Below are 15,464 nucleotides of genomic sequence, written 5' to 3'. Positions count from 1 at the left end.
GCCGCGGCCGCGCCCCGTCGGTCGCCGTCCGGGAGGGCGGGTCAGCGGGCGGGGATCCGCACGTTCAGCCAGGCCAGGATGTCCGCACGCACCTCGTCCTGCTGCAGCTCGTTCAGGATCTCGTGCCGTGCGTCCGGATAGACGAGGGTCGTGACGTCCGTGAAGCCGGAGCGGGTGCGGTACTCCTCCGCGAGCCGGTGCACGCTGCGGGGCCCGCCGACCGGGTCGTCCCTGCCGACCAGGAGCAGCAGCGGGATGTCGGCGCCCGCCCGCCCGACGAGATCCTTGCCCGGACGGCCGTAGAGCCGCGCGGCCTCGATCGGGCCGAAGAGCTTCAGCAGCGGCTCCTGGGTGGTCAGGGGGTCGGCGGCGAAGTCGGACCACACCTCGGGGTCGCGCGACAGCCACTCCAATCCCGTCGCCCCCGGCGCCTTCCAGCGCGCGTTGAGGGGCAGGGAGTTGAGGAACCGCGGCGTGCGCAGGGCCGATCCGCTGAGGATCACGGCGTCGTACGCGTCCGGATGATCGTTCAGCAGCATCTGGGAGAGGAAGGAACCCCAGGAGTGGCCGAGCAGGACCAGGGGCAGGTCGGGGTTCTCCGCGCGGATCAGCTCCGTGAACTGCCACTCCGCCGCGACGGCCGCGCGCATGCCGCCCGGGCCGAGCCGGCCGAGACGAGCCGCGCTGCCGTGCTGCCGCATCCCGGTGCGGCCGTGCCCGCGGTGATCGTCGGCGTAGACCGTGAACCCGGCGGCCGTGAGTGCCTCGATGAGCGCGCTGTACCGCCCGGCGTGCTCGCCGACGCCGTGCAGGAGCTGGACCACCGCGCGCGTCCGGTCCGTGCGTGCCGGATGGACGTCATAAACGATCGCGATGCCGTGCGCGTCGGTGAACTCGGCGGTGCGGGGCTCTGCCATGCCCCGAGTCTACGGAGCGGGCGCCGGTCGTCCGACTCGCGGCGTCACGCGACGGCGCGCTCCTCGAGGCCGCCGGTCCCGCGCCCCTGGGTCCTTCGCCGCCGGCGAGCGTCGCCCGGCCCCCGTCGCCGGCCGCCTGGCGCCGGTCACCTGTCGCGGATCAGCGCCCGAGCGCCGCCGCCACCGCCCTGGCCTGGTCGAGATCGGTGACCTCGTACCCGCCGACGCCGTCGGACGCGGAGCCCATCCGGACCCCGCCGTCCTCGGACACCGTCCGCTTGGCCGAGAAGTGCAGCGCGTCCACCCCGGTCTCGGCGAGCGCCGCCGCGTTCGCCGCGGTCACCCCGCTTCCGGCCATGACCTGGATCTCCCCCTCGGCAGCGGCGACGAGGGCGCGCAGAGTGTCGATCCCGTCGATCGCCGCCGAGGCGCCGCCCGAGGTGAGCACCCGACGGAAGCCGAGTCCGCGGACGATCCGCAGGGCCTCGACCGGGTCCGCGATCACGTCGATCGCCCGGTGAAGCGTGACCGAGGCGTCCCCGGCGGCGTCGCGGAGCCGGACGAGCGCGTCGACGTCGAGTCCTCCGGCCGCGTCCAGCGCCCCGACCACGACGCCCGCCGCTCCGCCCGCGACGGCGTGGCGGACGTCCTGCACCGACACCTCCAGCTCGTCCGGGGTGTAGTGGAAGCCGCCGGCGCGCGGACGCACCAGCACATGCACCTCGACCCCCGAGTCGCCCGCCGCGGCGACCGCCGACGCCAGGGTGGCGGGCGACGGGGTGAGCCCGCCGAGCGGCAGGGCCTGGGCGAGCTCGACGCGGGCGGCGCCGATCTCTCGGGCGATGCGGACGCCGGCGGCATCCTGGACGGCGAGTTCGAGGGCGAGGGTCATCCCTCCATTCTCCCGGCTCCGACCCGCCCGCCCGACCACGCCCCTCCCCCGCGGCCGAGTGGTCAGTTTCTGTGGGTTGCGAGCCTCGGAACCCACAGAAACTGACCACTCGATGGCGGGGAGGCGGGCGTTCGGGAAAACGCGTGCCCGCTCGGCGGGAAATTTAGTTAGACTGTCTAAGTAATGACCGACCCCGAGGATCCGATCCAGACCACCGCCACCGACCTCCGCCTCGCCACGTTCCGCCTCGCCCGCCGCCTGCGCTCGGTCCGTGCCGTCGATGCGATGAGCGACGCCCAGCTGGCGGTGCTCGCCACGCTGCGGATGCACGGACGCCACTCGATCACCGCCCTCGCCGAGCGCGAACGGGTCACCGCGCCCTCGATGAGCGCCATGGTGAACGGCCTGGAGGAACAGGGATTCGTGACCCGGATCCCGGACGACGACGACCGCCGCCGGGTCCACGTCGACATCACCGAGAGCGGGCGCGAGATCGTCGCCGAGACCCTGCGACGCCGCGACCAGCTCCTGGCCGACATGCTCGCCGGTCACGACTTCACCGAATCCGACCTCCGGGTGCTGCGCGAGGCGAGCGCCCTCATGCGGAGGGTGGCCGACCGATGAGCGCCATGTTCCGCTCCTTCTCCTCATACAACTACCGGGTGTGGTTCCTCGGCGCGATCGTGTCCAACATCGGCGGGTGGATGCAGGCCACCGCGCAGGACTGGGTCGTGCTCACCGAGCTCACCGACAACGACGCCACGGCCATGGGCGTGACGATGGCCCTGCAGTTCGGCCCGCCGCTCGTGCTCGTGAGCCTCACCGGATGGGTCGCGGACCGCTTCGACCGGCGGAAGGTCCTGCTCACCACGCAATCGGCCCTCATGGTGCTCGCCGTCGGCGTCGCGATCCTCCTGCTCACCGGCGTCATGACGCTCCCCCTCATGCTCCTGTTCGCCCTCGGCTTCGGGATCTGCAACGCCTTCGACGCCCCGGCCCGCCAGGCCTTCGTCTCGGACATGGTGCGCCTCGAGGACGCCTCGAACGCGGTGGCGCTGAACTCGGCCTCGTTCAACATGGCTCGCCTGATCGGCCCAGCGGTCGGCGGCCTGCTCATCGTCGCGATCGGATCCGGCTGGGTGTTCGTCGCCAACGCGGCGACGTTCCTCGCCATGATCGTGGCCCTGCTGCTGGTGCGCCGCAGCGAGCTGATCCCCCGCGTGAAGGGGCACCGTTCGGGCGGGCTCGCGGAGGGGTTCCACTATGTCCGCCGCCGCAGCGACCTGCTCGTGGTGTTCACCATGGTGTTCCTCATCGGCGCCTTCGGCATGAACTTCCCGATCTTCGCCTCGACCATGGCGCTGGAGTTCGGACGCCAGGCGGACGGATACGGGATCCTCAGCTCCGTGCTCGCCATCGGGTCCCTCGCGGGCGCGCTCCTGGCGGCCCGCCGCGACCGCGCGCGCGTGCGGGTGCTCGTGATCGCGTCCGCGGGCTTCGGCGTGGCCTCCATCGTGTCGACCTTCATGCCCGGCTACTGGTCCTACGCGGCCACGCTCGTTTTCGTCGGGTTCTCCACCGTGACGATGCTGACGACCGCGAACGGCTACGTGCAGACCACGACCGACCCGGCCCTTCGCGGCCGCGTCCTGGCGCTCTACATGGCCGTCATCATGGGCTCGACGCCCATCGGCGCACCGATCGCGGGCTGGATCGTGGATGCGTTCGGCCCGCGGGCGGCGATCATCGTGGGCGGGGCCGCGGGACTCATCGCGTTCGCCATCGGGATCACCTGGATGAGCGTGTCGGGCCGCCTGCACCGTCGCGAGGACGCGCGGTTCCTCCTGACCCTGGACGAGACCCGCCCACTCTCCGTCATCAAGGCCATGGATCCGCGGGCGGTCCCGCCGCAGCAGGAGGATCCGGTGACGACCGCGACCACCCCGATCCGGATCGAGCCCGAGGGGGATCGCCCCGACGGCCGTCGCGCCTGACGCGGCCGGACCCGGACGCCTGCGCGGACCAGGATCGCCCGCGTGTCGCCGGTCCGGCCGCGCGCGGCGTCGGCCCGGGCGCCCCCGCTCCGCGGACGGGTTCTGACGAACTCGTCATCGTCGGCCCCACACGTCGGCGCACGCTCCTACGCTGAGCGCATGAGCACGGACGCGCCCGACCCTCCTCGCGCCCTCGCCGCGGCCGCGGGCATCGCGGGCTCCCTCCTCGGCGTCGGCGTCGGCGAACTCGCCGCGACGCTGCTCGCCCCCGCCTCGGGCCCGCTCGCCGTCGTGGGCGGCGCCCTCATCGACGCCGCCCCCGCCTGGGCGAAGGACGCCGCGATCGCCTGGTTCGGCACGGCGGACAAGGCGGCGCTGCTGACCGGGATCGCGCTCGTCCTCCTCGCCGCCGCGGCGCTGGCCGGCATCGGCGAGGCCCGCTGGCGGCGCGCCGGATCCGTCGCCGTCCTTCTGATCGGTGTCGGCGTGGGAGCCCTCGCGCTGACCCGCGCCGACGCCGGAGCGTTCGCCTGGGTGCCCGCCGTCCTCGCGGGCCTCGTCGCGGCGGCCGTGCTCGGGGCGCTCGTCCGGGCGCTCGCGCCGACCCGGCTCCCCGCGCGCGCCGAGCCGTTCTCGGCGACGACGAGCGATGCCCGCACGGAGGGCGGCCACGGTTCCCTCAGCGACGGCGGATCCGCCGGGGGTGGCACCGTGCCGGTGCCTCGGGACCGGGATGCGGCGGGAGCCGGGCGGATCGGCCGCCGCGGCTTCCTCCTCGGCGCGGGAGCCGCCGCCGTCGCGGGCGTGGTGATGACGGTCGCCGGTTCGGCGCTGCGCGCGGGCTCCGCGGCCGTGACCGCCGTGCGCGCAGCGATCCGCCTTCCCCGCCCCGCCACGCCGGCGCCGCCGATCCCGCCGGGTGCCGCCCTCGACGTCCCCGGCCTCACCCCGCTGATCACACCCAATCGCGACTTCTACCGCATCGATACGGCCCTCGTCGTGCCCTCGATCGATCCGGGCGGGTGGCGGCTGCGGGTTCACGGGATGGTCGACGAGGAGGTGGAGCTGACGTGGGACGAGCTCCTGGCACTGCCGCTCACCGAGTCGGCGACGACCCTCTCCTGCGTCTCGAACGTCGTCGGCGGCGACCTCGTCGGTACCGCGGTGTGGCTCGGGCATCCGATCCGCCAGCTCCTGGCGCGGGCCCGACCCCACCCGGACGCGGACATGGTGCTGTCCCGCTCCCAGGACGGGTTCACCGCGGGCACGCCGCTCGACGCGCTCACCGACGACCGCGACGCCCTGCTCGCCGTCGGCATGAACGGCGAGCCGCTGCCTCCCGAGCACGGCTTCCCGGTGCGGATGGTGGTCCCGGGTCTCTACGGCTACGTGTCGGCGACGAAGTGGGTCACGGAGCTGGAGGTCACCCGCTTCGACCGGGCGAGGGCGTACTGGACGGATCGGGGATGGTCCGCACGAGGCCCGATCAAGCTCCAGTCCCGCATCGACGTCCCGCGGAGGGGACGCGAGACCCGCGCGGGCGACGCCGTGATCGCCGGCGTCGCGTGGCGGCCGGGCACGGGGATCGGCGCCGTGGAGGTCCAGGTGGACGACGGACCCTGGCAGCGGGCGCAGCTCGCCCCCGCGATCTCCGCCGACACCTGGGTGCAGTGGCGGCTGCCGTGGCGGGCCGAGCCCGGGGACCACCGGATCCGCTGCCGCGCGATCGGCGCCGACGGCGAGGTGCAGACGGCGACGGAGTCGCTGCCCGCACCGGACGGCGCCACGGGCTGGCACACCGTCCGGGCGACCGTCGCGCCCGCGTGAGCCCGGATGCGCCGCGATCCTCACGGAACCCTAACGCTTCACTCTCTTCACGAATTCGTGAAATCCGCGTACGCTCGCCGTCATGAACACGATCATCCGCACGCGCGGGCTCACCAAGCACTACGGTCGCGTGCACGCCCTCGACGGACTCGACCTCCACGTCGACGCCGGCCAGGTGCACGGCTTCCTCGGCCCGAACGGCGCGGGCAAGTCCACGACCATCCGCATCGTCCTCGGGCTCGCCCGGCGCACCGGCGGCGAGGCCGAGGTCTTCGGCGAGGAGCCGTGGAGCGCCGCCGCCCGCCTGCACCGGCGCATCGCCTACGTCCCCGGCGACGTCAGCGTCTGGCCGAACCTCTCCGGCGGCGAGGCCATCGACCTCCTGGCGCGGCTGCGGGGAGCGCGGACCACGCATCCGTCCTATCGCGCGCAGAAGCACCGCCTGATGGACGCTTTCCAGTTCGACCCCACGAAGAAGGGGCGCTCCTACTCCAAGGGCAACCGGCAGAAGGTCGCGCTGATCGCCGCGTTCGCCGTTCCGGCGGAGCTCTACATCCTGGACGAGCCGACCAGCGGCCTGGATCCGCTCATGGAGGTGATGTTCCGCCGCGAGGTCGCCCGCGTCCGGGAGGCCGGGGCGACCGTGCTGCTGTCCAGCCACATCATGTCGGAGGTCGAGCAGCTGTGCGACCGGGTGTCGATCATCCGGGAGGGCCGGATCGTGGAGTCCGGCACCCTCGCTGAGCTGCGGCACCTGACGCGGCCGGAGATCTCGTTCGACGGCGAGGACGCCGCAGTGCTCGCCGGCATCCCCGAGGCGCACGACGGGACGGTCCAGGAGGGACGCGTCCGGTTCACGGTCGACAGCGACCGGGTCGTCGCCGTCCTTCCCGAGCTGGCCCGTCGGGACGTCACCGGCCTCCGGATCGAGCCGCCGTCCCTGGAGGAGCTGTTCCTCCGCCACTACGGCGACGACCTGGCCGAGCAGGAGCGCGACGACGACGAGCACGAGGCCGGCGGCGACGCGCCGCGCACCCGGCGGACCGCGAGGGCCGGCCGATGATCGCCCTGCTGCGCCAGCGGCTGCGCCGCGATCGGCTCCAGCTCCTGCTCTGGATCCTCGGCACCGTCGCGCTCGCCCTCGCCGCCGTGGGCGGGGCGTCCTCGTCCTACGGCACGGAGAAGGAGCGCACGGAGGTCCTGGCCACCGTCATGGCGAACCCCGTGATCCTGCTGTTCCGGGGCCTCCCCTCCGGCGCCGAGCGGGCGGCGTTCACGCTGTTCCTGATCCTGCCGTTCCTGGCGATGCTCGCCGGGTTCCTGAGCACATTCCTTGCCGTCCGGCACACCCGCGCCGAGGAGGAGCTCGGACGCGCGGAGCTCGTCGCCGCCACCGCGGCAGCCCGGCTGACGCCGCTGCTCGCCACGATCGTGCACGGCGTGCTGGCCGACGTCGTCCTGGGCCTGCTCGTGGCCGCGTCGTTCCTGTCGGCGGGCTTCCCCGTCGCGGGATCGGCTGTCGCGGGGCTCGCCGTGGCCTCGGTCGGCCTGTGCTTCCTGGGCGTCGGCCTCGCCGCCGGGCAGATCATGCGGACCTCGCGCGGAGCCAACGCCCTGGCCGTGTGGCTCCTCGTCGGGACCTACGTGATCGCAGGGCTGGGCAACGCCCTGGGCACGCCGAACGACGACCTGACCCGCATGGAGTCGAGCCCCCTCGCCTGGTTCTCGCCGTTCGGGTGGGCCATGAACACGCGCCCGTACGCAGACGACGCGGTCTGGCCGGCCCTGCTGGGGATCGGCGCGGGCGCGGTGCTGACGCTGGCCGCGATCGGGGTGCAGTCGGTGCGTGACATCGGGGCGGGGATCGTGCCCGAGCGGCGCGGACGGACGGACGCTCCGGCCGCCCTGGCCTCCAGGGCCGGACTCGTGTGGCGGCTGACCAGGGGGTCCGTGCTCGGATGGGCCGCGGGCGCCCTGGTGACGGGACTGCTGGCGACGAGCCTCGCCGCGGTGGTGAACGAGATCGGGACGAAGGTCGAGGCCGTCCAGCGGATCTTCGAGGCGCTGTCGGACCGCGGAGGCCTCGAGGAGGGGCTGATCGTGATCTTCTACATCATCGTGGGCGTGCTCGCGGCGTGCGCCGCGGTGCAGACCGTGTGCCGCGCACGGCAGGAGGAGGCGCACGGCACGGCCGAAGCTGTCCTGGCGACCGCGGTCGACCGGGTCCGCTGGCTCGCCGGCTACGTGGGGGTGGCCGTGCTCGCCGTCGTCCTCGTCGCGGCGGCGGCGGTCGCCGGATCCGCCCTGGGCGTGGCCGGGCGCGGGGACGAGGCCGGTCCGCTCCTGCGCGGGGCCGCCCTGGCCGGCGCCGGGCAGGCCGCGGCGGCGTGCGTGTTCCTCGCCCTCACGGCGCTGGTGTTCGTGCTCCTGCCCCGGGGCACGGTCCCCGTCGGCTGGACCCTCGTGCTGCTGGCCGTGATGGTCGGCCTGTTCGGCCCGCTGTTCTCCCTGCCGGACTGGCTCGCGAACGCCTCGCCGTTCGCGCAGACGCCGACGGTCTCGGGCGACGAGATCGACCCCAAGGGCGTGTGGTGGCTGATCGCGGCCGCCGCGGCGGGCATCGCCGCCGCGCTCGGGCTCATGCGGCGTCGCGAGCTGCACCCGGCAGGATGATCCGTCCCGTCCGGGCCCGGAAAGCACCACGGGCCCGGGCGCGACGAGCACGGATGGGAAGATGGACGGATGACGACCGACGCGGCCGCCGGCACAGGACCGGGGAAGGAGCCTCCCGCGCACCAGGGCGTCGACGCGGCCGAGGACGCCGCGGCGATGATCGCGTCCGTCGGCTTCCCCCGGATGCCCGCCCGCGTCCTCATGGCCCTCATCGCGGCGCCCGCGGAGGGCTACACGGCCGGAGACCTCGCCGAGCGCCTGGGCGTGAGCGCGGCCGCCGTGTCCGGCGCGGTCCGCTACCTCCAGACGATCCAGGTGATCCGCCGGGTGTCCCGCCCGGAGACGCGGCGCGACCGCTACGTCATCGTGTCGGACACCTGGTACGGCCTGATGACCAACAACGGTCCCATCTACGAGCGCCTCGCCGCTCACATCGAGGCCATCGGCGACGCGCACGCGGACGACCACGCCGCGCGGGACCGGGCCGCGGAGATGGCGGACTTCTTCCGGTTCATGGCCGCGCGGATGCCGGCGCTGGTCGACGAGTGGGAGGCGCAGCGGCGCTCCCGCGACGACTGAGCCGCCCCGGTCCGCGACCGGCGCCCGCATGGACGGCCGTTCTCGGCGACGTGGTCGGACAGGCGGCGGCCGGCGTGCGGCGTGCGGCGTGGCGCGGCGGCGTCCGACGCGCGGCGTGCGGCGTGGCGCGATCCCGTGAGCACGCGCCGGCCGTTTGTCAATGCCCTCGGACGAGGTCGTATCCGGGGTCTAGCGTCCCGGGCATGGACGAGCAGCAGGACCGGAACACCTCCCCGCACGACGGCGGATCGGGGCAGCACCCGCACACGCCGGGTCAGGATCCGCGCGGCAGCGGCGAACCCCGCCAGCCCGAGGACGACGCCGTCGAGCCGGACGCCACCGACCCCGACCTCGTCGTCGCGGATCGATCGCTCGCCGAGCAGGAGGGGGCGACCGGCGCCGGACACGTCCGCGACGAGGACTCGGCGTCGGACGAGCCCCGGACCGATCCGGAGGCGCCGCAGGAGCAGACCGCACCGCGCCAGGACGCGCCGCTCGGCGGCGACGAGAGCACGCAGGAGCGCCTGCAGGCCGACACCGAGGTGGAGGAGGACGCGATCCGCGGCCTGGATCCCGACGACTCCCCCGCCTGACGCCCGCGGACTCTTCGGATCCTCGTCAGATCCCCGGTTTCGGGGCGGAGAACGGGGGTTCGGGGTGCCGGACGGGCCCGTTTCGGTCCGTCCGGCGCCCCGAACCCCCGACTCCGGCCCCGGACCCCGCCGTCAGCTCGCGAGGACGACGCGGAGCTGCTCCAGCGCCCAGTCGATCTCGGTCGGGCGGATCACGATCGGCGGCGCGATCCGGATCGTCTGGCCGTGGGTGTCCTTCACCAGGACCCCGCGCTCGGAGAGCTGCTCGGCGATCTCGCGTCCGGTGCCGCGTGCCGGATCGATGTCGACGCCGGCCCACAGACCGGCCACGCGGATCCCCGTGACGCCCTGTCCGACGAGGCTCTCCAGCCCGGTGCGCAGGTGGTCGCCGAGGGCCTTCGCGCGCTCCTGGAACTCGCCGGACTCCAGCATCTCCACCACCTGCAGGCCGACCGCGGCGGCCAGCGGGTTCCCGCCGAAGGTCGAGCCGTGCTCGCCGGGACGGATGACCCCGAGCACGTCACGGTTCCCGACGACGGCGGACACGGGCAGCAGCCCGCCGCCGAGCGCCTTCCCCAGCAGATACAGATCGGGGACGACCTCCTCGCGGTCGCAGGCGAAGGTCTCGCCGACCCGGCCGAGTCCGGACTGGATCTCATCCGCGATGAACAGCACGTTCCGCTCGTCGCAGATCTCCCGGATCCGACGGAGATACCCGTCCGGAGGGATGATCACGCCCGCCTCGCCCTGGATCGGCTCGACGAGCACCGCGACGGTCTCGTCCGTGATCGCCGCCGCGATGGCGTCCGCGTCCCCGTAGGGCACGACGTCGAAGCCGGGGGTGTAGGGACCGAAGTCGTCGTGCGCGGCCTCGTCGTCGCTGAAGCTGACGATCGTCGTGGTGCGTCCGTGGAAGTTCCCGGCGGCGACGACGATGCGCGCCGCCCCGTCGGCGACTCCCTTGACGCGGTACCCCCACGCGCGGGCGACCTTGATCCCCGTCTCCACGGCCTCGGCGCCGGTGTTCATCGGGAGCACCAGCTCCTTGCCGCACAGGCGTGCGAGCCCCTCGGCGAACGGCTCCAGGCGGTCGCTGCGGAAGGCGCGGCTGATGAGCGCGATCCGTCCGAGCTGCTCCTCGAGAGCCGCGACGAGAGCGGGGTGGCGATGCCCGAAGTTCACCGCCGAGTACGCCGCGAGCAGGTCCAGGTAGCGCTTGCCCTCGACGTCCGTGACCCACGCGCCGTCGCCGCGGGCGATCGTCACCGGCAGGGGCCGGTAGTTCGTCGCGACGTGCGGCTCCGCGGCGTCGGGCGCCGACTGCTGGTCGGTGGCGTGGAGGGCGTCCGACATCAGGCGCCCCGCAGCTCGAGGGTGCAGCACTTGATCCCGCCGCCGCCGAGCAGCAGCTCGGAGAGGTCGACGGTGATCGGGTTGTAGCCGCGCTCGCGCAGCTGCTTCTCGAAGCCGGTCGCGCGCGGCGAGATGATGACGTTGTAGCCGTCGCTGGCCGAGTTCAGGCCGAACACCGCGCCGTCCTCGTCCGAGACGAGGATCGCGTCCGGGAACCGCTCCTCGAGGATGGCGCGGCTGGCGTCGTCGAAGGCGCCGGGCAGGTAGGCGATGTTGGCCCGCTCTGGTCCGCCGTTCTCGACGCCGACGACCGGGTCGAGGACCGTGAGGGCGGTGTCGAGGTGGTAGAAGCGCGGGTCGACGAGGTTCAGCGAGACGACCTCGCGGCCGAAGACCTCGCCCACCTCGCGGTGGCTGTCGCCGGTGGAGCGGAAGCCGGTCCCCGCCAGGATCACGTCGCCGGCGAGCAGGAAGTCCCCCTCGCCCTCGTTGACCTCCTCCGGCAGGACGGTGTCGAAGCCGTTCGCGCGGAACCACTCCGCGAAGGCCGGGGCCTCGCCCTGACGCTCGGCGAAGCGGAACTCCGGCACGTAAGCGCGGCCACCGATGACGAACCCTCCGTTGGCGGTGTAGACCATGTCGGGGTAGCCCGCGAGCGGCTCGATGAGCTCCACCTCGTGGCCGAGCTCCACGTACAGGTCGTACAGCTTCTGCCACTGCGCGACCGCCTTGGCGGTGTCGGTCGGGTTCGCCGGCTCCATCCACGGGTTGATCGTGTAGCTGACGGTGAAGTGCTCGGGTCGGCACATCAGGTATCGGCGGTGGTGCGCCGTGCGGGCACCGGCAGGCTCGGCGGTCGGACGGGCGGTCGTGGCGGTCTCGGGCGTCGACATGGATGCTCTCCTCGGAAAGGGATGCGGCGGACGCTGTCCAGGGGCCCGGCGGGCCTTCGACCCGGGCTCTCGCGGAGCTGCCGGGGAAGATGCGACACGGGCACGCCAGCGTCCATTCTCGCACCACATGCCCCCCGCCGCCATCCGGCGCCCGTCGGCGATCCCGCCTCTGCCCCACTCGGCGTCCCACCCCGACTCGCGCCGGTCCGGTCGGAGAAAACCACCTCCGGCGGAGAGACCCATCGAATCCCTCCGCCGGATCGACAGACCTCCGCAGGAGCAAGAGACCTCCGCAGAAGCGCGAGACACCTCCCCGACCCCGTCCGCGGAAGAATCCCGCGGATCCCTCCGCCGGAGCGAGAGAACACCGCGGGACAGAGAGAACGCCGCGGGGCCGGGATCCGCAGCGGGACCCCGGCCCCCGGCACACGCGGCCGGTCGAGCGCCCGGGGTCAGCCCCAGACGGGGTGACCGGTGAGGGTGGCCGCGTCGGAGTCGGCCGTGTCCCACCAGCGCTGCGTGACCGACACGGTCATCGGCGGGCGCACCGGACGGTCGAGCGTGGCGGTCCAGGTGCCGTCGGAGCCGACGACCGCCGTGGCCGGGGACGGCAGTCGCCCCTTGCCCGAGGTCGTCAGCCGCACCTCCGCGCCCGCCACGCCGGTGCCGGTCACCGTCGCCTTGTCGGCTCCGAGCGTCGCGGTGGGCGCGGGCGGTGCCGCGGGCGTGACCCCGGCGGCCTCGTCCTGCATCGCGATCAGGCGCTTCGACCAGGAGAAGTCCGACCTGGTGATCGTGTCGTCTCCGACGAGCTTCCCGTCGCGATCCACGGCGTACGAGAAGATGCCGCCCTTGGTCGCCCCCTGCGGCTGCCACTGCGCGTACTGTGCCGCGCGCGAGGTCTCGAACGGATCGCGCGTGTCGCCCCAGTCCGCACCGCGTTCCTCGTAGAAGGAGAAGCCGATGAGGTACTGGCAGGGGTGGAAGTAGGGGGCGTAGGAGTCCCAGGTCCGCTGGAGCCCGGAGACCTGACGACCGTACGACTGCACGAGCACGTAGGAGACGTAGGGGGCGATGCGCGCCGTGAGCGGATGCGTGCCCTCTTTGTTCGTGTCGTAGACGAACAGCCGGTCGGTGCCCGACTGCGGCCCGATGTGCGCGCTCAGCGCCTCGAAGACCCCGGCGGCGCGGTTCACCTGCGCCGCGGAGAGCTCGCGCTCCATGTCCACGTCCAGGCCGTCCAGTCCGTCGTCGGTGACGTACTCCGCGAGGATCTGCTCCGCCGCGGCGTCGTAGGCCTCGGGGGTGTCGGCGGTGGGCGCGTCCAGGATCACGCCGATGTCGACGGTGCGGACGAGCTTCGTGCCCTGGGCGTGCAGGTTCGGGACGTACTCGTCCCGCAGCACGTCCCAGAACCGCGAATCGTCGCTGACGTAGTTGCTGAACACGAACGCGACGTCGACCCCGCGGGGCAGGTCGTCCATGCGCTGTTCGTTGAAGGCCGGGTTCTCCGGCTCGTTCTCGCTGCCGGGCCACGACGCGTACTTGTCGCGCCAGGTCCGGTAGTACGCGAAGTACTGCGGTTCCGCGGAGCACTGGGCATCAGAGCCGGGAACGGACGCCGCCGCCGGGACCTGCGCGGCCGGGACCTGCGCGGCCGCTGCCGGAGCCGCGAACAGCAGCCCGGAGGCGGCGACCCCCAGCGCGGTGAGAACGGACAGGGACTTCTTCATCGTCTCTCCAAACGTCGTCGTCGGATCCATCCATCGCTCATAAAGCGATTTAGTGAGACGCTAGCAGACACCGAATATGTCGGGAAGTATCCTTAACTTTTGCCGCTATACCGATTCAGTTCCCGCGCCATGGGACCCCGTGGAGCCTCACACCCCGCCCGCGACCCGGACGACGACCTTCCCGCGGACGCGCCCGCCGCTCACCTGAACCAACGCGTCCCCCGCCTGGGCGAACGCCGCCTCCCGCTCGACGACCGGCGCGATCCGCCCCCTCGCCATGAGCGACAGCACATCCCGGGTGAGCTCCGCGTGCGGCTGCGCAGCGAGGGACACGACCCTGCGGCGGGACCCGATCGAGCACAACGCCGCCCGCATCATCCGCGGCACAGGACCGAGGAGGCGTCCGCCGTCGCCGGTGACGAGGACGACGCGACCTCCATCGCGCACGAGCCGCTGCAGCCGGCGCACGGGCACGCGACCGGCGATGTCGATAACCGCGTCGAAGCTCGCCGCGGCCAGGGCGTCGAGCCCCTCTCCCGCTTCCCCCTCCGCACGGTGATCGAACACCCGCGTCGCACCGAGCCCCTCGACCAGCCCGCGACTGCGCTCCCCGCACGTCGCCCAGACCTCGGCACCCCGCAGGACGGCGATCTGCACGGCGAAGGTCCCGACGCCCCCGGACGCGCCGAGCACGAGCACCCGGCCGCCCGAGCCGCCCACGCCATCCGCCGGGCCCGTCGCGAGCCCCGCGGCATCCCAGGCCTGCCAGGCGGTGCCGGCGGCGATGGGCACGCACGCGGCGAGCGCGGCATCCACGCCTGCCGGCCGGATCGCGAGCCGGTCCGCGGGCACCGTCGCGTACTCGGCAAGACCGCCTCCCCCGCGCAGCTCGGCGACGACCTCGTCACCGAGGCCGATGCCGCCCACCCCGGCACCGAGGGCGACGACGGTGCCGGCGACGTCCATCCCCCGCACCGGGAACCGCGGCCGGGTCAGCCCGTAGACGAGACGCACCAGGAGCGGATCGCCGCGCAGCAGCCGCACGTCGCCCGCGTTCAGCGCCGTGGCCCGCACGCGCAGCAGCACCTCCCCACGCCCCGGACGCGGCGTCGGGAGCTCCTGGAGGCGCACCCCCTCCGCCGGGCCGTACGTCTCGCGGACCCACGCCCGCATGGAGTCCGGGATCTCCGGCCGCCCCGGCGCCGAGCCGCCGCCCTGCGCCCGCCCTCCCCGGCCGTCGTCTCCCCTCACGTCCATCTCGCGCTCCCCACTCACGTCAGCCCTTCCCGGGCACGTCCGGGTACTGGAACAGGTCGTCGATCGCCGCCCCGAACGTGCGGGCGATCTGGAAGGCGAGCTCCAGGGTCGGCGAGTACCGCCCCTGCTCGATCGCGATCAGCGTCTGCCGGGTGACGCCGATGCGTCGCGCCAGCTCCGCCTGCGTGAGTCCGGCGTCCTCGCGGTGCGCCCGGATCGTATTGGTGACGCGGGTGGGCTTGACCATCACACGAGCCCCCGGCGATACGCGATCACGCGGGCGACCCCGCCGAGGATCGAGGACACCGCGAACCCGGCGAACATGACGTGCGCGATCCAGAACACGTCGGCCCGCAGGGCGCACAGCACGAGCACCCCGAGGCCCGCGATCACGAGGAACGCGTGCTCGACGCGCCCGCCCATCCACCCGATGTCGCGGTCGCGGATGTCCGTCGCCATCGCCTCTCGATCACGCGCCCTGGCGAGGATTCCCCACCCGATCGTCAGGAGGATGGCGAGGAGGACGCCGCCGCCGATCGTCCCGATCATCAGCGGGGGCCAGTCGACGCCGGTCAGCGGGCCGCCGGCCGCGGAGACGGACAGCAGGATCGCGTAGACGACGACTCCGGCGATGCCGACGACGAGCTCCGTCCACGCCGCGCGCTCGTGATAGACCATGGCGACCTCCGATGTAAAATGTTCTTTACAGAGAAAATACGACCGCGGAAGTCGGGGTGTCAAGAATCTTTTACT

15 protein-coding genes are annotated in these 15,464 nt (G+C 73.2%); 7 read left to right on the top strand and 8 right to left on the bottom strand.

Annotated features, from left to right (window positions below; translation table 11 throughout):
• Positions 1–41: 41 nt before the first annotated feature.
• Both K8F61_RS16165 and K8F61_RS16160 read right to left on the bottom strand, forming a co-directional pair.
• The gene (locus K8F61_RS16165) at positions 42–917 is read right to left on the bottom strand and encodes an alpha/beta fold hydrolase (protein WP_231819854.1); all 876 of its coding nucleotides are present in this window, start codon (positions 915–917) and stop codon (positions 42–44) included.
• Positions 918–1,077: 160 nt separating this feature from the next.
• Positions 1,078–1,809 carry a copper homeostasis protein CutC gene (locus tag K8F61_RS16160; protein ID WP_231819853.1) on the bottom strand — a complete coding sequence of 244 codons (732 nt, stop codon included), beginning with the start codon at positions 1,807–1,809 and terminating at the stop codon, positions 1,078–1,080.
• Positions 1,810–1,992: 183 nt separating this feature from the next.
• Here K8F61_RS16160 and K8F61_RS16155 point away from each other — a divergent pair, with 183 nt between their 5' ends.
• From K8F61_RS16155 to K8F61_RS16125, 7 genes are all read left to right on the top strand, one after another.
• On the top strand, positions 1,993–2,433 hold the full coding sequence (locus tag K8F61_RS16155; RefSeq protein WP_067250753.1) for a MarR family winged helix-turn-helix transcriptional regulator: 441 nt from the start codon (positions 1,993–1,995) through the stop codon (positions 2,431–2,433).
• A gap of 5 nt (positions 2,434–2,438) precedes the next feature.
• Positions 2,439–3,803: an MFS transporter gene (locus K8F61_RS16150; RefSeq protein ID WP_067250750.1), complete on the top strand. Its 1,365-nt coding sequence runs from the start codon at positions 2,439–2,441 to the stop codon at positions 3,801–3,803.
• Between the two features lie 159 nt (positions 3,804–3,962).
• Entirely contained in the window at positions 3,963–5,630 is a 1,668-nt protein-coding gene (locus K8F61_RS16145; RefSeq protein ID WP_231819852.1) for a molybdopterin-dependent oxidoreductase, read from the top strand.
• Between the two features lie 82 nt (positions 5,631–5,712).
• On the top strand, positions 5,713–6,693 hold the full coding sequence (locus tag K8F61_RS16140; RefSeq protein WP_231819851.1) for an ABC transporter ATP-binding protein: 981 nt from the start codon (positions 5,713–5,715) through the stop codon (positions 6,691–6,693).
• A complete protein-coding gene (locus K8F61_RS16135; protein WP_231819850.1) occupies positions 6,690–8,303 on the top strand; it encodes an ABC transporter permease in 1,614 nt (537 codons plus the stop codon). The genes K8F61_RS16140 and K8F61_RS16135 overlap by 4 nt, the downstream gene beginning before the upstream one ends.
• A 69-nt stretch (positions 8,304–8,372) precedes the next feature.
• The gene (locus K8F61_RS16130; RefSeq protein ID WP_231819849.1) at positions 8,373–8,882 is read left to right on the top strand and encodes a GbsR/MarR family transcriptional regulator; all 510 of its coding nucleotides are present in this window, start codon (positions 8,373–8,375) and stop codon (positions 8,880–8,882) included.
• Between the two features lie 203 nt (positions 8,883–9,085).
• Positions 9,086–9,475: a hypothetical protein gene (locus tag K8F61_RS16125; RefSeq protein WP_231819848.1), complete on the top strand. Its 390-nt coding sequence runs from the start codon at positions 9,086–9,088 to the stop codon at positions 9,473–9,475.
• A gap of 132 nt (positions 9,476–9,607) precedes the next feature.
• Here the strand turns inward: K8F61_RS16125 and rocD are convergent, their stop codons facing one another.
• From rocD to K8F61_RS16095, 6 genes are all read right to left on the bottom strand, one after another.
• Positions 9,608–10,828, bottom strand: coding sequence for an ornithine--oxo-acid transaminase (gene rocD / locus K8F61_RS16120; RefSeq protein WP_231819847.1), 1,221 nt, complete (start codon positions 10,826–10,828; stop codon positions 9,608–9,610).
• A complete protein-coding gene (ddaH, locus tag K8F61_RS16115; RefSeq protein ID WP_231819846.1) occupies positions 10,828–11,721 on the bottom strand; it encodes a dimethylargininase in 894 nt (297 codons plus the stop codon). The genes rocD and ddaH overlap by 1 nt, the downstream gene beginning before the upstream one ends.
• Positions 11,722–12,173: 452 nt before the next feature.
• A complete protein-coding gene (locus tag K8F61_RS16110) occupies positions 12,174–13,454 on the bottom strand; it encodes an EndoS/ChiA family endoglycosidase (protein ID WP_231819845.1) in 1,281 nt (426 codons plus the stop codon).
• A 147-nt stretch (positions 13,455–13,601) separates the two neighbouring features.
• Complete coding sequence (locus K8F61_RS16105; RefSeq protein WP_231819844.1) at positions 13,602–14,711, bottom strand: NAD(P)-dependent alcohol dehydrogenase; 1,110 nt, start codon at positions 14,709–14,711, stop codon at positions 13,602–13,604.
• Between the two features lie 19 nt (positions 14,712–14,730).
• The gene (locus K8F61_RS16100) at positions 14,731–14,958 is read right to left on the bottom strand and encodes a helix-turn-helix transcriptional regulator (protein ID WP_231819843.1); all 228 of its coding nucleotides are present in this window, start codon (positions 14,956–14,958) and stop codon (positions 14,731–14,733) included.
• Complete coding sequence (locus K8F61_RS16095) at positions 14,958–15,389, bottom strand: hypothetical protein (RefSeq protein ID WP_231819842.1); 432 nt, start codon at positions 15,387–15,389, stop codon at positions 14,958–14,960. The genes K8F61_RS16100 and K8F61_RS16095 overlap by 1 nt, the downstream gene beginning before the upstream one ends.
• Positions 15,390–15,464 lie beyond the last annotated feature (75 nt).

Origin of the sequence: Microbacterium resistens (genome assembly GCF_021172025.1) — a bacterium.
In the GTDB taxonomy this organism is placed as follows: domain Bacteria; phylum Actinomycetota; class Actinomycetes; order Actinomycetales; family Microbacteriaceae; genus Microbacterium; species Microbacterium resistens.
Note: the sequence above shows the minus strand (reverse complement) of the source record. Positions and strands in the feature narration are given on the sequence as shown.

Excerpts from the sequence above, each read along its gene's own strand:
- K8F61_RS16165 (WP_231819854.1), bottom strand. The coding sequence starts at position 917 with ATGGCAGAGCCCCGCACCGCCGAGTTCACCGACGCGCACGGCATCGCG.
- K8F61_RS16145 (WP_231819852.1), top strand. The coding sequence starts at position 3,963 with ATGAGCACGGACGCGCCCGACCCTCCTCGCGCCCTCGCCGCGGCCGCG.
- K8F61_RS16155 (WP_067250753.1), top strand. The coding sequence starts at position 1,993 with ATGACCGACCCCGAGGATCCGATCCAGACCACCGCCACCGACCTCCGC.
- K8F61_RS16140 (WP_231819851.1), top strand. The coding sequence starts at position 5,713 with ATGAACACGATCATCCGCACGCGCGGGCTCACCAAGCACTACGGTCGC.
- K8F61_RS16150 (WP_067250750.1), top strand. The coding sequence starts at position 2,439 with ATGTTCCGCTCCTTCTCCTCATACAACTACCGGGTGTGGTTCCTCGGC.
- K8F61_RS16130 (WP_231819849.1), top strand. The coding sequence starts at position 8,373 with ATGACGACCGACGCGGCCGCCGGCACAGGACCGGGGAAGGAGCCTCCC.
- rocD (WP_231819847.1), bottom strand. The coding sequence starts at position 10,828 with ATGTCGGACGCCCTCCACGCCACCGACCAGCAGTCGGCGCCCGACGCC.
- ddaH (WP_231819846.1), bottom strand. The coding sequence starts at position 11,721 with ATGTCGACGCCCGAGACCGCCACGACCGCCCGTCCGACCGCCGAGCCT.
- K8F61_RS16125 (WP_231819848.1), top strand. The coding sequence starts at position 9,086 with ATGGACGAGCAGCAGGACCGGAACACCTCCCCGCACGACGGCGGATCG.
- K8F61_RS16160 (WP_231819853.1), bottom strand. The coding sequence starts at position 1,809 with ATGACCCTCGCCCTCGAACTCGCCGTCCAGGATGCCGCCGGCGTCCGC.
- K8F61_RS16135 (WP_231819850.1), top strand. The coding sequence starts at position 6,690 with ATGATCGCCCTGCTGCGCCAGCGGCTGCGCCGCGATCGGCTCCAGCTC.
- K8F61_RS16110 (WP_231819845.1), bottom strand. The coding sequence starts at position 13,454 with ATGAAGAAGTCCCTGTCCGTTCTCACCGCGCTGGGGGTCGCCGCCTCC.
- K8F61_RS16105 (WP_231819844.1), bottom strand. The coding sequence starts at position 14,711 with ATGGACGTGAGGGGAGACGACGGCCGGGGAGGGCGGGCGCAGGGCGGC.
- K8F61_RS16095 (WP_231819842.1), bottom strand. The coding sequence starts at position 15,389 with ATGGTCTATCACGAGCGCGCGGCGTGGACGGAGCTCGTCGTCGGCATC.
- K8F61_RS16100 (WP_231819843.1), bottom strand. The coding sequence starts at position 14,958 with ATGGTCAAGCCCACCCGCGTCACCAATACGATCCGGGCGCACCGCGAG.